We start from the raw sequence: 15,220 nt of genomic DNA on the forward strand, positions 1-15,220 counted from the left end.
ATTGTCATCTTAACGACATATTCTAGTACTAAGTAAAAAAGGGTAGAGAGATCAATGGCACAAGCCGAGTTTTCATTGCAGGAAAAAGATAAGAAGCGATTGATTAAAGATCGTTTAGTCCGCTTTGCAGTGACCTCAGGTGGTGTCGGTGTCCTTGCTGCCCTAGTGCTGATTTTTGTTTACCTTGCATTGGTGATCATTCCTCTGTTTTCTGATGCAGAGATCGAAACCAATTATGCCTCACGAATTACTTACAGTGGTAAGCCACTTGCTATTTCTGTCGATGATTACTCTCAAATCGGTTTGGTGTTGACTCAGGCCGGTGAGGTTCACTTTCTTTCTCTTGATGATCCCAATAAGCCGGCGCTGTTTACTCAACAGATAGTCCATGATCCTGTTGCGTTTGCCCAATCGGCTCCGGGGTTGGGCTGGTATGGCCTAGTGGATGAACAAGGTAAAGCCGATATCTTCAAACCAGAATTTAACGCGACGTTGAGAGAAAATACTCGTCCACCAGAAGTGATCTCTTTTAATTCTAGTATGAATATGCAGTTAACGGATGTGAATGATCCGGTAACGCAGTTTGCTTTTAGTCCATCGTTACAAAACCCAACTTTAATATGGCAGACTCAAAGTGGTTTGCTTAAAGCGCGTTGGCAAGTGTCACCATTGTTAAGTACAACGCCGATTACCATTGATTACACTTTTTCTTCTGGCTTTGATGCCCCGGATCAAATGCTATTAACCCCAGATGGCAAAAACTTATATTTGCGTAATGGTTCTGAACTGATTGTTCTCGTAAAAGGTGAAAACAAGTTTACAGTGCGTGAAGTGATCGATCTGACTCAGGGGGATAAAAAGCACTCTGTGAGAACGATGGATTTGCTGGCTGGGGCGTATTCTCTGCTCGTTACGCATAACGATGGTCGCGTATCGCAATGGTTTGATACGTTGCAGAGTGACCAGCGAACGTTGACTCACATTCGTGACTTTAAGTTGGCGTCTGAGCTGAAGTATTTACTTCCCGATTCACACCGCAAAGGTTTCTACAGCTTTTACACCAACGGTACGTTGCAAAGCCACTACACCACCAGTGAGAAATTGGTGCTGTTTAAGCGTGCCTACAAACAAGCGCCAGTGATGGCAGGAATGTCGAATAACGAGCGCTACCTGATTACATGGCAAAACGACGAATTGAATGTCGCGTTTGTTGATAACCCGTACCCAGAAGTCTCTTTGTCTTCTTTGTGGCAAAAAGTGTGGTATGAAGGTTATCCAGAGCCAGAGTTTGTCTGGCAATCAACCTCAGCAAGTGATGACTTTGAAGCCAAGTTCAGCTTAGTTCCGATTGCTTTCGGTACCATCAAAGCGGCGATGTTCGCGATGTTATTTTCTGTGCCACTAGCGGTACTTGGAGCAATTTACACTGCCTACTTTATGTCGCCTCGTATGCGACGAGTGGTGAAGCCGTCGATAGAGCTGATGGAGGCATTACCAACGGTGATTATTGGCTTCTTAGCTGGACTTTGGTTTGCACCTATTGTTGAAGATCACCTTATTACTGTCATCGTGATGCTATTTATCTTACCGCTTAGCACTATGGTGATGGGTGGTTTGTGGGCGTTGATTCCTCAGCCAATACGTAATCGAATGCCCAATGGTTGGCATGCATTAGTACTCATGCCATTGATCTTGATCCTGATTGCCTTCGGTGTTTGGATTTCCCCAGAGATTGAGCAAGCCTTCTTTGGTGGTGATATGCGTTTGTTCCTCACTGACCATGGTATTGGTTTCGATCAACGTAATGCGCTAGTAGTAGGGCTAGCGATGGGGTTTGCGGTTATACCGACTATCTTTACGATTGCGGAAGATGCAATTTTCTCCGTACCTAAGCATTTATCAGACGGCTCTCTCGCACTGGGTGCAACGCCATGGCAAACACTTATTTATGTGGTATTACTGACAGCCAGTCCGGGTATTTTCTCAGCGATCATGATGGGACTTGGTCGCGCTGTGGGTGAAACCATGATTGTATTGATGGCGACAGGCAATACGCCATTGATGGATTGGAATGTTCTAGAAGGGTTACGCAGTTTATCGGCAACCATTGCGGTTGAATTACCTGAATCGGAAGTCGGCAGTTCGCATTATCGATTATTGTTTCTATCAGCGTTGATTCTGTTTGTTTTCACTTTTGCTGTGAATGCACTGGCTGAACTGGTTCGTCAAAGACTAAGAGATAAATATCGTGCGTTGTAACGTAACTAGAGAGCGAGTAGTAGCATGTTAAATTGGATTCGTTCTGGCGCACCTTGGATATGGTTAACTGGGGGAGCTGTCAGTATTAGTTTACTTTCTGTCCTAGGTTTATTGTTATTGATAGGTTGGAAAGGGCTAACATATTTCTGGCCTGCGCCGCTTTATCAATGGCATGTGGCAGCAGTAACACCAGTGCAAGACGAGGTATTGCATGAAAACGCGATCTTGGTTGGTCAAGTTTATGAGCGTAGTTTTGTTCCACGGAGCTACTTACCTGAAGAGGCGGCAAATAAGCTAGAAGATGACGAAGAATTTGCGACGCGTCTGAATATCAAAATTGCAAACCGAGAGTTGTATCCAGCAGACTTTATCTCTGTGCTGAGAATGCAGTTAGATGATCCAACAACGCCTGATGAGTGGGCTGTCATTGAACGTAGCAGCGGTGGATATTTTTTTGGGAGGTTTGTCGCTTTTCAAGATGGTAAAACTCGTTACGAAACCAACATCCAAAATCTACTGAACAAAAAGTTGGATGATGCAGAAACCATTCGCCAAGAAGTTGATGCGCTGGTGGATGACCAGGTGAAAAGTTTAGGCTGGCAGTTAGAGCAATTGCGATTAGATAAGCGCAAGCATGAACTCAACGGCACTATAACCGAAGAGTTTCTAACTAAGAATAATAAACGTAAGGTCGAAATTGAAAAGGAGCTCGCTAAGCTCAATATTCAACTTGACGGTTTGCGTCTTGGGCTTTCTGATTATGCGTTAATTGTGGAAGACATGACAGGAACGCAAGTGGCAATACCGCTTGAAGACATTTTGGACTACTGGTATCCAAACCAAATGTCATTGCCTGATAAGATTGTGCATTGGGGCAAACAAGTTTGGAAATTCCTGTCAGAAGATCCAAGAGAATCAAACTCGGAAGGTGGTGTTTTCCCTGCGATTTTCGGTACCGTATTCTTGGTTATCATCATGTCAATAATTGTAATGCCATTGGGTGTGGTTGCAGCTATCTACTTGCATGAATACGCGAAGAATAATGCTCTGACTAGGGTGATTCGAATTGCGGTTATCAACCTTGCCGGTGTCCCTTCGATTGTTTACGGTGTATTTGGTTTGGGCTTTTTTGTTTACACCATCGGAGCCTCGATAGATAACATCTTTTATGCTGAACGTTTGCCGGCACCAACCTTTGGTACTCCAGGCTTGTTGTGGTCAGCATTGACACTGGCTGTCTTGACGCTGCCGGTTGTGATTGTAACGACGGAAGAGGGCTTAACTCGTATTCCTAGTTCCGTGCGTCATGGTTCGTTAGCCTTGGGTGCAACGCAGTTTGAAACGTTGTGGCGAGTGGTTTTGCCTATGGCAACCCCTGCGATCATTACCGGTTTGATTCTCGCGATTGCTCGTGCAGCCGGTGAGGTAGCACCACTTATGTTGGTTGGGGTTGTGAAGTTAGCTTCTAGCTTGCCTGTGGATGGGCAGTTCCCATATGTGCACTTGGACAGAAAGTTCATGCACTTGGGTTTTCATATTTATGATGTCGGTTTCCAAACGTCAAATATCGAAGCTGCGCGTCCATTGGTTTACGCGACTTCCTTCTTGCTCGTGACGGTGATTGTCGGACTAAACTTAACAGCAATCAGCATTCGTAATAATTTGCGCGAGAAATACAGAACTTTAGGACAAGATTAAGCATGTTTAACTTTGACAACACATTGGGTTATGAGCCTCCGCTGGATGTGCATAACCTAACGGATGAACAAACGGCTATCTCAATTGAGAACCTTAATCTTTTCTATGGTCAGGCTCAGGCGTTGCATGATATTTCCATGCGTATCCCTAAAGGCCGTGTGACAGCATTTATCGGCCCGTCGGGCTGTGGGAAATCAACACTATTACGTTGCATTAACCGTATGAACGACTTGGTTGAAGGGTGCAAGGTAACAGGCAAAGTTCGTTTGCACGGTAAGAACGTCTATAACCCAAGTGTGGATGTAGCAACATTGCGTCGCCGTGTTGGTATGGTGTTCCAGCGACCGAACCCATTTCCAAAATCGATTTATGAGAATGTGGTTTATGGTCTGCGTCTACAAGGTGTTAAGACCCGCCGTACATTGGATGATGCGGTCGAGCGCTCGTTACGGTCAGCGGCATTGTGGGATGAAGTTAAAGACCGTCTACATGAAAACGCATTCGGACTTTCTGGCGGTCAACAGCAGCGTTTGGTCATAGCACGTGCCGTTGCTATCGAGCCAGAAGTACTATTATTAGATGAGCCGACATCAGCATTGGATCCAATATCAACTTTAACTATTGAAGAGCTTATCAATGAGCTCAAGACCCAATATACTGTGGTCATTGTTACCCATAATATGCAGCAGGCGGCGCGCGTAAGCGACCATACAGCGTTTATTCATATGGGTAAGCTGATTGAATACTCGGATGCGGATTCGATCTTTACTTCTCCAATGAAGAAGCAAACTGAAGATTACATAACTGGTCGTTACGGTTAAGCTGCGACCTTTCAAGGATTAAAAGAAAAGCCATGCACTTTGGACGTCACATCTCAGGACAATTTAACGTAGAGCTAGAGTCGATTCGAACCCATGTTCTTACCATGGGCGGCTTGGTAGAGCAGCAACTGTCGTATGCTATCCAAGCCTTACACAAGGAAGATATCGAACTGGCGCGTAAAGTTGTGCGTGATGATCACAAAGTGAATGCGATGGAAGTGTCTATCGATGATGCTTGTACTCGGATTATCGCTAAGCGACAGCCAACCGCAAAAGACTTACGCTTGATCATGGCGATTATTAAGACCATCACGGACCTTGAGCGTATTGGCGATGTTGCCACACGCATTGCTTATGTAGCGATTGAAAGTCCATCATCGAAAGAGTGTCAATTCCAAGTATCGCTAGAGCCTTTATGTCGCCAAGCAATTCAAATGCTGCATCAAGTGCTGGATGCGTTTGCACGTATGGACGTGGAAGCCGCAGCAGAGGTGCATAAGCTTGACGACAAACTGGACGCAGAATACGAAGCAGTGATCCGTCAATTGATGACTTACATGATGGAAGATCCGAAAAACATTCCACATATTTTGCAGGTCATGTGGTCGGCGCGTGCGATTGAACGTGTTGGTGATCGCTGCCAAAATATTTGTGAATACATTATCTACTTTGTGAAAGGCAAAGACGTACGTCATCTAGGTGATCAAAGCATTGATGACGTACTGAAGTAACCTTATAAGCGCAGGCCTAAGCCCACAGAGAAGTTGACTGCTGTATCGGTAAACGTGTGGGTTTTGTCGTCTTTAAAGATATCCAAGTCCGCCCCCGCTCTGACTGAGAGAAGCGGATTTACCTGATACACATAAGCACCACCGATACTCAATCCTGTGGTATCTCTTCTTTCCTCTCTATAAGTGCCATCATAGCTGGCTATACCAAGACTGGCTTGAAAGCCCATTTGTGGCTGGTGGTCAAACATGTGTTGAAAACCAACACGATAGGCATCGATAGTTTCGTCAAAGTTTCCACTGGTGTAGGTCACTCGTGAGTAATCGAAATAGAGCGCATCAAAGCCTGCAATGTCATTAGTGCCAAGTTGAATACCAGCGCCACGAAATGAGCCAACTTTCACTTCTGGAGAAATAAATAACCCGGATGCGTTTATCGATAAAGGTATGAAGAGTGTGAGTAAAGGGAGGATCTTTTTCATATAACTTCTCAAGGGATCTACTACGAAGCTTCCTTGCCGAGGTAAGCTGAACTCCTTTCAGTTAGCTTGCTAGTAACAATCTTATTGAGAAGTTGTGTTTATGCCTAAATAGCTATCGTTATCTGGGTGATAATTAAATCTTATCAGTCTGTTGTTTTAGGCCTTGCTGTATAAGCCCTACTAACCACTGAAGGAGAGGGTTATTTCGGTTTCGAATATGCATATGAGCATGGATAGACTTCATTTGTGCTTGTCCATCTATCGTGATATCGACAGCTCTTAGTCCTTGGAATTGCTCTATTGGGAATAAGTTAGAGTGGGGCAAATACATGTCGGTATGCTTGACCACATCTAGTATTGCCGTGATCATTTCTGAGCGAAAGCCAATGGTATGCTCTACGCCCATACCTGTGAGAAGTTCAGAAGCATAACTAAACTTGTCGTTCCATCCTGGAGAAATCAAAGAGGCAATTGGATAGCCGGATAGGTCTTTTGGCTCGACATGTAATTTGGTGATCGGGTGATCTTTACGGACAAAAATACGGCCTTTCAAATCGAGTAGTTTTGGTGCATAAATTTCTTTATTTGAGAGGAGTAGCTCGTAGTTCACTCCTACAAGTGTTTCACCTTTTAATATTTCATCTACCGTGCTGTTTGACCAGCCAACTAACTCAAGTTGAGCATTTGGTGCGAGTAAATTGATCTGCTCAAAAAGAAAACCGGGCAGACAAGTCATTGTGACAGGAGCGAGTGCGATTCGAATCTTGTTATCTAACTCCGCAGGGGCAAATTGGTGAGAGCGGTTAACTGCCGAAGCTAAGCCATCCAGGTGAGGGGTAATATCGTTGGCGAGAGATTCAGCGAAAGAAGTTGGCTCAAGACCTGTTTTGATTTTAACAAACAGTTCATCATCGAAGTGATTACGGAGTTTTTGTAGTGCTTGACTGATTGCAGGTTGAGAGACGAATAAACGCTGTGAGGCTTTACGCATGTTTCGCTCTTGCATCAAAACCATAAAGGTTTTGAGTAGATTCAGGTCAAGCGTGTGGTACAGATCTTTCGCCATATTATGTCTCTAATATTTTTCAGGAACGAAGGTTTGGTCTTCTATAGGCGCTCGAACGTAGCCTGCTTTGTTTAGTTTTGGAAGCTCAATTATCGAATGCTCCAAATCTTTATACTCTATTTGGCTAAGTAAATGGCTGATGCAGTTCAGTCGAGCCTTCTTTTTATCATCTGAAGGGACAACCCACCAAGGGCAGTTTTTGGTATCTGTATAAGCGAACATTTTATCTTTTGCTTCCGAATACTCCGCCCATCGATTACGAGATTCTAAATCCATAGGGCTAAATTTCCAGCGTTTTATCGGGGTATTAATACGTTCTAAAAAGCGCTTCTCTTGTTTTTCATCTGAAACCGAAAACCAATATTTTATCAATATGATACCGGATCTTAGTAACATGCGTTCAAACTCCGGACAAGAACGGAGAAACTCTTCGTATTGCTCTGGTGTACAGAAGCCCATTACTTTCTCGACTCCTGCGCGGTTGTACCAGCTTCGGTCGAATAAGACGATTTCTCCGGCCGCAGGCAAATGAGCAACATAGCGTTGAAAGTACCACTGTGTTTTTTCTTTCTCTGTTGGGGTAGGAAGTGCTGCAATGCGGCAGACGCGAGGGTTGAGCTTTTCGGTGATACGTTTGATGGTGCCGCCTTTTCCTGCTGCGTCACGCCCTTCAAAAAGTACTACGACTTTGAGTCCTTTATGTTTGACCCACTCTTGGAGCTTAACTAATTCAATTTGCAGCTGCTCTAGTGCTTCTTCATATTCCTTTTTCTTTAGTTTCGCCATGTTCCCTCCCGTCCTTAGTTATCAATATGTTAGCATTCAATAACCAAAGACGGGATTTGAAAGTGCTTAATTGAGAGCTGTTACCATGTTCGCGATAGCGTCGGTGTTGGTGACAGGAATCGAAAAGTCATCCACATCGGCAGCGCCCATTTTGCTTTGCTCAGCAATAAAGGTCATATGACTTGGGCGAGTTGTCTTGCCAGATAAGTGCACTTCGGTGACTTTGGCTTGTTCAACGATCTGACCAACATTGTCCGCGCTCACACCGGCGCCCGCCATGATCGCAATGCGTCCTTGCGCTTGCTCAACTAAGGCTTTAAGCACATCGATCCCTTGCGGTGCAGAAGGTGCAAGACCGGAAGTCAAAATACGCTCACAGCCTAAGCTGATCACTTCCTCTAACGCTTTTTCTGCATCGCGACACTGGTCAAAGGCACGATGGAAAGTCACGCCTAAGCCAAGCGCTTGAGCAAATTCACACAGTGCCGTTGCGTACGGCATATGAATATCGCCGTCTTGCGTTAGTACACCCAACACGACACCGTCCAAGCCCGCTTGTTTGGTGGCTTCAATATCCCAGCGCATCATTTCTATCTCTTCTTCGTTGTAGAAGAAATCACCTTGGCGTGGTCGAATCATCGCGTAAACCGGAATGGTAGAGCGTTTAGCGGCTTGCAGCATAAAGCCGTAGCTTGGGGTTAAACCGCCTAACGCGAGCGAGGTGCAAAGCTCGATACGGGTTGCTCCACCATTAATCGCATTATGGAGAGATTCAATATTGTCGATACAGACTTCAAGTTGAGTGTTCACGAGGTTGCCCTGAATTATTGTAATTACAACAAATACTAGCAGGACAAAAGGGGAGAATCTTTACCAAGGCAGAGGGAAATAGAGGTAAATTTCTTGCGTGAGGTTTGCCTCTTTTGCTTTTTAAAAGCGCAGAGAAAAAGAAAGCCCAGAGCAGAACTCTGGGCTTTTTATGACTTTACTTAGACTGATTGGCGTTTGCGGTTTTTCCGCTATAGCTTTTTGCTTTATATATACATCCAACCAACACACCCATTGAGCTTGGGCGGCAGTGTCTATTACTTGCTTAGGTCGTCTGCGTGCTCAGATAGGAACGCAGCAACACCTTTTGGAGATGCGTCCATACCTGCTTTACCTTCTTCCCATTGTGCAGGACATACTTCGCCGTGCTTCTGGTGGAAGTTTAGTGCATCAACCATGCGTAGCATTTCGTCGATGTTACGACCTAGTGGTAGATCGTTAACTACTTGGTGACGTACAAGACCATCTTCGTCGATTAGGAAAGAACCACGGAAAGCAACGCCTTCTTCTGGGTGCTCTACATCGTACGCTTTACAGATTTCGTGCTTAACGTCAGCAACTAGAGGGTATTTAACTTGACCGATACCGCCATCTTCGATAGCAGTGTTACGCCATGCGTTGTGAGAGAACTGAGAATCGATAGATACACCGATTACTTCAACACCTTTAGCTTGGAAGTCAGCTAGACGGTTGTCGAATGCGATCAGTTCAGACGGGCAAACGAACGTGAAATCTAGTGGGTAGAAGAATACTACTGCTTTCTTACCTTTAGTGAATTCTGCAAAGTTGAAGTTGTCAACGATTTCACCGTTACCTAGAACAGCTGCTGCAGTAAAGTCAGGGGCTTGACGACCTACTAGTACCATTTTTTTGCTCCTAAAAATTTTGGTTAGCTCCAAACCTAATTCAGTTATTTAGGTTTGGTCCGTGTTTGTACGAGACAAACTATAGTACAGATTGTAGTATGGAAAAAAGCGAAATAAATAGATTGAGTTCATCGAAAAAAGCGATAAAACCGAAACTATTATCTCGATCACTAGAACAGCAATAGATACCAATAGAATTATGAATAAATGGCCTAGCTTGAAGCAGTTACACTATTTGGTCACTCTGCACGAAACAAGACATTTTAGCGACGCTGCTCAGCGTTGCTTTGTCAGTCAATCGACTTTAAGTAAAGGTATCCAAAACCTTGAAGAGTTGATTGGTTGCCCGCTTTACGAAAAAAAAGATAAGAAGAGTCCGTTAGTCTTTACCCAAGCCGGTGAAATGGTGGTACAACACGGTCGAGAACTGCTCGCGAAAGGGCAAGACCTTGTTGAATTGGGTCGCTTATGCCAAGGCGATGATATGGAAGGTCAGCTTAAAGTAGGCTGTATCCCAACGATTGCCCCTTTCTTATTGTGTGACCTTGTTCAAGAGGTGAACTATCGCTTCCCACAATTAAACCTTCTATTAAGAGAGGACACGACGACTAACTTGCTGCAAGCGCTTCGTCACGGTGAGTTGGACGTATTGATTCTAGCTCTACCCGTAGAGATAGAGGGAATGGAAAGTCGCGTGGTTGGTCAAGATCCATTCCGTATGGTGATCAGCGCCAATCAAGCGGATTCTGTGCCAGTGCCGATTCGTTATGCGGACTTACCAGATGAATCCGTCTTCTTATTAGAGAAGGAGCACTGTCTTACTGAGCATGCAGTATCGGCGTGTAAGTTGACGGATAAAGAGAAGATCAATCCATTCACCGCAACCAGTCTTCATACTTTAGTGCAGATGGTCGCTAATGGTCTGGGTACTACGTTTATCCCGCAAATGGCGATTGATCACGGCTTGCTGCAAAACCAAAACTTGGTGGTGATCGACCCTCCAGGTCAGCAAGCATATCGCGATATTGGTTTGGTTTGGCGTCCGAGTTCGTCACGATCTAACACTTTCAATCAATTGGCAGAAGTCGTCTCTGAACTGCTTTAGCTATTAGTATTAGCCTACTATCCCCAATCTAATATCAAAAAGCGCACTAGAAATAGTGCGCTTTTTAGCATTTTATTCTGTGCGTGAACTTTGACTTGTAAAATTTTACAGATGAACTTTCATGAAGCTTTCATAAAATAGTGAAATTTCACAATGTTAATTTTACACAATCTCCTAGGTAATGCGTTTAAGTCGCGTTTAATTTTCTCTTCCTAGCCCTTGTGAATACAAGGAATTTCCTTCCGCCTTACTATTCATACGCTTGTTTGAATTTAAAAAAAGCCTGTAAAATTAGTGTAATTAAATTACGTAATAATTACAAATTAAACTCAAAAATCAAACACTTGTTTGATACCGAATAAAACTTTGAATTTAACGTTTTGTTTACTTGAGGGGTTTCGCTTAATCCTTTGTTGGGTTAGCTTAATTAAAGGCTTGTAAGACTTATGTCTAGATTGAAAATGCAATTCAGGTTGCGCAAGGTATAGACACAACGAAGCAAAGTGAACACCAAATCAAAGGATGTAATTTGTTGTTCATAACTTACAAATGTAGCTTTAGGCTGACTGCCCAAGATGGATAAAGCACGTTAAGGATGAATGATTATGCTTGCTCAGACAGAACAAAAAACACAACAACTAAAGCAAACCCAAGGCATGCTTGAGGTGAATGGAGTCGTTGCTCCTGAACATCAAGCAATTTTCCCTGTTGAAGCCCAAACCTTTTTATCTCTACTGTGTGAAAAATTTGCCGGACATGTTGAACAGTTGCTGGAAGCACGAGAAGAGAAGCAAGCACGCATCGATGCTGGTGAGCTGCCAGATTTTCTACCAGAGACACAAGACATTCGTGAAGGAAGTTGGAAGATCCTTGGAATTCCGCAAGATCTGCAAGATCGCCGAGTGGAAATTACCGGACCAACCGATCGCAAGATGGTGATTAACGCACTGAATGCGAATGTAAAAGTATTCATGGCAGACTTCGAAGACTCAATGTCTCCGGCGTGGAGTAAAGTTCTAGATGGTCAAATTAACCTGCGTGATGCTGTTAATGGCACCATCAGCTACACCAATCCTGGCAATGGCAAGCACTATCAGCTGGCAGAAGACCCAGCGGTGTTGATCTGCCGTGTTCGCGGACTGCATCTAAAAGAAAAACACGTAACGTGGCACGGTCAGATCATTCCAGGTGCGCTATTCGATTTTGCCTTGTACTTCTATAACAACTACAAAGCGCTACTGAAAAAGGGAAGCGGTCCTTACTTCTACATTCCAAAGCTGCAATCACATCATGAAGCGAAGTGGTGGAGCGAAGTGTTCCATTTCACCGAAGAGTATTTCGGTTTGGATACAGGCACCATCAAAGCGACTGTATTGATTGAAACCTTACCAGCCGTATTCGAAATGGATGAGATTCTGTTCTCATTGAAAGAACACATTGTTGGTTTGAACTGTGGTCGTTGGGATTACATCTTTAGCTACATCAAAACACTGAAAAACCACCCAGATCGCGTACTACCGGATCGCCAAGTGGTGACCATGGACAAGCCATTCCTCAACGCTTACTCAAGATTGTTGGTACGCACTTGTCATAAACGTGGCGCATTTGCGATGGGCGGCATGGCAGCCTTTATTCCGGCTAAAGACCCACAAGAAAACCAAAAAGTGTTGGATAAGATCCATAACGATAAATCGCTAGAAGCCAACAACGGTCACGACGGCACTTGGGTTGCACACCCTGGTCTGGCAGACACCGCAATGGAAGTGTTCAGCGCCACACTGGGGCAGCGTACCAACCAATTGGATGTGAGCCGCTCAGAAGACGCGCCAATCACCGCCGCAGAGCTGCTTGAGCCGTGCGAGGGTGAACGCTCAGAAGAAGGTATGCGCCACAACATCCGCGTTGCGCTGCAATACATCGAAGCTTGGATCTCTGGCAACGGATGTGTGCCGATTTACGGACTGATGGAAGACGCTGCAACGGCAGAAATCTCACGTGCTTCTATCTGGCAATGGATTCAACACAGCAAGTCGCTCGATAACGGATTGAAGGTCACTAAAGAGCTGTTCGAACTCTATCTGAAAGAAGAGATTGAAGTCGTGAAGCAAGAAATTGGCGAGCAGCGCTACCAAGCCGGTCGATTTGAGGAAGCGGCAGACTTGATGGCAAGGCTCACCACCAGTGATGAACTGACCAACTTTTTAACCATTCCAGGTTATGACTACTTGGATTAACCCAAAGATTTAGAACACTAATTTTACTTAACCAATACGTGAAAGATTCGAGGCAGATAAGGATGTACTGCCTGAGAACGGAAAACTCAACGCACATGCACAAGTGCACATTATAAGAGGGATAGACCAATGACTAACTTAACTCGCCGCCAACAAATTGAAGCTCTGGAAAAAGATTGGGCAACCAACCCGCGCTGGAAAAACGTAAAGCGTACTTACACAGCAGAAGAAGTAGTAGAACTGCGTGGCTCTATGGTGCCAGCGAACACAATTGCACAACGTGGTGCTGACAAACTTTGGTCACTGGTCAATGGTAGCTCAAAGAAAGGCTACGTAAACTGTCTTGGTGCACTAACGGGTGGTCAAGCCGTACAGCAAGCAAAAGCGGGTATTGAAGCGATTTACCTATCAGGTTGGCAGGTAGCGGCGGATAACAACACCGCTTCGACGATGTACCCAGACCAATCTCTGTACCCAGTAGATTCTGTGCCATCGGTAGTAAAGCGCATCAATAACTCATTCCGTCGCGCAGACCAAATCCAGTGGTCAGCGGGTAAGTCGCCAGAAGACGAAGGCGGTATTGATTACTTCCTACCAATCGTAGCGGATGCAGAAGCAGGCTTTGGTGGTGTACTTAACGCTTACGAGCTAATGAAGTCGATGATCGACGCAGGAGCGGCAGGTGTTCACTTTGAAGACCAACTGGCGTCAGTGAAGAAGTGTGGTCACATGGGCGGTAAAGTACTGGTTCCAACTCAAGAAGCGGTGCAAAAACTGGTCGCGGCTCGCTTAGCAGCGGATGTTGCTGGTACGACAACGCTAGTAATCGCACGTACCGATGCAAACGCAGCAGACCTACTAACGTCTGATTGTGACCCATACGATAAAGACTTTATCCAAGGAGAGCGCACACCAGAGGGGTTCTACCGTGTTCGTGCAGGTATTGACCAAGCTATCTCTCGTGGTCTGGCTTATGCTCCTTACGCGGATCTTATCTGGTGTGAGACAGCAACGCCTTGTTTAGAAGAAGCGCGTAAGTTTGCAGAAGCAATTCACGCAGAATACCCAGACCAACTGTTGGCATACAACTGTTCGCCATCATTCAACTGGGAGAAGAACCTAGACGCTGAAACCATTGCTAAGTTCCAACAAGAACTGGCGAATATGGGCTACAAGTACCAGTTCATCACACTAGCAGGTATCCACAACATGTGGTTCAACATGTTCGAACTGGCACACGCTTACGCACAAGGCGAAGGTATGCGTCATTACGTTGAGAAAGTTCAGCGTCCTGAGTTTGAAGCGGCAGAAAAAGGCTACACGTTTGTAGCGCACCAACAAGAGGTAGGTACAGGTTACTTCGACCGAATGACCAACACTATCCAAGGTGGTCAATCATCAGTGACAGCACTGACAGGCTCTACTGAAGAAGACCAGTTTTAATCACTACTCGATGGTAGCGAGAAAATGCAAGCTTTCTCGCTACACTTCAACAGCGGATAATCTGCTTAGATAACAAATGAGTATGTTTTGAGCGGCGGCAATTGCCGCTCTTTTTGTTATCGTAAATGGTATTGCACCACTCACTCATTGGACTCGATCTCTTCTGGCTCTACTTCTTCTTGTAATTCAAGTAGGTTAATAGCGATGGTTACGAAGTCCGTGTCAGTAATGATCCCAACCAAATGCCCTTTATTTACTACTGGAAGGCAGCCTACTTTATGTTTTTGCATATAGATGGCACTTTCTTTCAGGCCCGCTCTTGGTTCCGCGGTCATGATGTTGGTATGCATTACTTCATATAAGGGAGTATCGAGAGTAAACGATTGTTCCGCCTCATCTGGGTGCAAACAGGATTCTTGTGCGGCAAGAATATCGCGGTGAGTCACCAAGCCTTTTAAATGTTTATTGGCATCAACAACCGGAATATGTCGAATATCAAGTGCTTCCATCATGCTTTTTGCGTCGCGTAATGTGTGCTCACGCAATAAAGTATGAGGGTTACGAGTCATCATATCTTCAACCTTGATCATAAAGACCTCCAGCAGTGTTGTCCTTTTCTTAAATATAGAGAAAAAACCAATTTATATCTGGGAGCTAACTCGTTTTTCACTAATAAAAAATGTCGTTTAGATGGAGATCAAACCGCAGATAAATTCAGCTGGACAAACATGGAAATCAAACTATATGTCAGCATAGAGAGGCCAGTCTCAACTTAGTAACAAAGTGTATTTGGCATTTCGCTAAAAAGAACTCAAGACGCTGGGTTTCGTTCTAGGATCGCTCAGCTAATGACAACCCCACGATGCGAGTTGTTTGGCATTTTTTCCAAAAGTTTTGTCATTCG

General features: G+C 44.7%; 12 protein-coding genes and 1 pseudogene. 7 read left to right on the forward strand and 6 right to left on the reverse strand.

Features of this window, described 5'->3' with window-relative positions:
* Nucleotides 1–54: 54 nt before the first annotated feature.
* The 4 genes and pseudogenes from ACTS60_RS04510 to phoU all read left to right on the forward strand — a co-directional run bounded on the left by ACTS60_RS04510 (nucleotide 55) and on the right by phoU (nucleotide 5,509).
* Nucleotides 55–2,259, forward strand: a complete 2,205-nt coding sequence (locus ACTS60_RS04510) for an ABC transporter permease subunit (protein ID WP_440887294.1) — start codon at nucleotides 55–57, stop codon at nucleotides 2,257–2,259.
* Nucleotides 2,260–2,580: 321 nt separating this feature from the next.
* Nucleotides 2,581–3,957 (forward strand): annotated as a pseudogene (pstA, locus tag ACTS60_RS04515) (phosphate ABC transporter permease PstA); the annotation flags it as partial.
* Nucleotides 3,958–3,959: 2 nt separating this feature from the next.
* Nucleotides 3,960–4,778: a phosphate ABC transporter ATP-binding protein PstB gene (pstB, locus tag ACTS60_RS04520; RefSeq protein WP_010446113.1), complete on the forward strand. Its 819-nt coding sequence runs from the start codon at nucleotides 3,960–3,962 to the stop codon at nucleotides 4,776–4,778.
* A 32-nt stretch (nucleotides 4,779–4,810) separates the two neighbouring features.
* Complete coding sequence (gene phoU / locus ACTS60_RS04525; RefSeq protein ID WP_440887295.1) at nucleotides 4,811–5,509, forward strand: phosphate signaling complex protein PhoU; 699 nt, start codon at nucleotides 4,811–4,813, stop codon at nucleotides 5,507–5,509.
* A 2-nt stretch (nucleotides 5,510–5,511) separates the two neighbouring features.
* On the opposite strand, the gene ACTS60_RS04530 is transcribed toward phoU, so the two are convergent.
* The 5 genes from ACTS60_RS04530 to ACTS60_RS04550 all read right to left on the reverse strand — a co-directional run bounded on the left by ACTS60_RS04530 (nucleotide 5,512) and on the right by ACTS60_RS04550 (nucleotide 9,534).
* A complete protein-coding gene (locus tag ACTS60_RS04530; protein WP_440887296.1) occupies nucleotides 5,512–5,988 on the reverse strand; it encodes a hypothetical protein in 477 nt (158 codons plus the stop codon).
* A 133-nt stretch (nucleotides 5,989–6,121) separates the two neighbouring features.
* A complete protein-coding gene (locus ACTS60_RS04535; protein WP_440887297.1) occupies nucleotides 6,122–7,054 on the reverse strand; it encodes a LysR family transcriptional regulator in 933 nt (310 codons plus the stop codon).
* A 9-nt stretch (nucleotides 7,055–7,063) separates the two neighbouring features.
* On the reverse strand, nucleotides 7,064–7,840 hold the full coding sequence (gene ppk2 / locus ACTS60_RS04540; protein ID WP_440887298.1) for a polyphosphate kinase 2: 777 nt from the start codon (nucleotides 7,838–7,840) through the stop codon (nucleotides 7,064–7,066).
* Nucleotides 7,841–7,906: 66 nt separating this feature from the next.
* On the reverse strand, nucleotides 7,907–8,650 hold the full coding sequence (locus ACTS60_RS04545; protein ID WP_440887299.1) for a copper homeostasis protein CutC: 744 nt from the start codon (nucleotides 8,648–8,650) through the stop codon (nucleotides 7,907–7,909).
* A 275-nt stretch (nucleotides 8,651–8,925) separates the two neighbouring features.
* Nucleotides 8,926–9,534, reverse strand: a complete 609-nt coding sequence (locus ACTS60_RS04550; RefSeq protein WP_440887300.1) for a peroxiredoxin C — start codon at nucleotides 9,532–9,534, stop codon at nucleotides 8,926–8,928.
* A 199-nt stretch (nucleotides 9,535–9,733) separates the two neighbouring features.
* On the opposite strand from ACTS60_RS04550, the gene ACTS60_RS04555 reads away from it, so the two are divergent.
* From ACTS60_RS04555 to aceA, 3 genes are all read left to right on the forward strand, one after another.
* A complete protein-coding gene (locus tag ACTS60_RS04555; protein WP_440887301.1) occupies nucleotides 9,734–10,639 on the forward strand; it encodes a hydrogen peroxide-inducible genes activator in 906 nt (301 codons plus the stop codon).
* A 605-nt stretch (nucleotides 10,640–11,244) separates the two neighbouring features.
* Entirely contained in the window at nucleotides 11,245–12,873 is a 1,629-nt protein-coding gene (gene aceB / locus ACTS60_RS04560; protein ID WP_440887302.1) for a malate synthase A, read from the forward strand.
* A 129-nt stretch (nucleotides 12,874–13,002) separates the two neighbouring features.
* On the forward strand, nucleotides 13,003–14,316 hold the full coding sequence (aceA, locus tag ACTS60_RS04565) for an isocitrate lyase (RefSeq protein ID WP_104025849.1): 1,314 nt from the start codon (nucleotides 13,003–13,005) through the stop codon (nucleotides 14,314–14,316).
* A gap of 140 nt (nucleotides 14,317–14,456) precedes the next feature.
* On the opposite strand, the gene ACTS60_RS04570 is transcribed toward aceA, so the two are convergent.
* Complete coding sequence (locus ACTS60_RS04570; protein ID WP_440887303.1) at nucleotides 14,457–14,906, reverse strand: CBS domain-containing protein; 450 nt, start codon at nucleotides 14,904–14,906, stop codon at nucleotides 14,457–14,459.
* Nucleotides 14,907–15,220 lie beyond the last annotated feature (314 nt).

It is taken from the genome of Vibrio sp. WZ-1 (genome assembly GCF_052037695.1).
Taxonomy (GTDB): Bacteria; Pseudomonadota; Gammaproteobacteria; order Enterobacterales; family Vibrionaceae; genus Vibrio.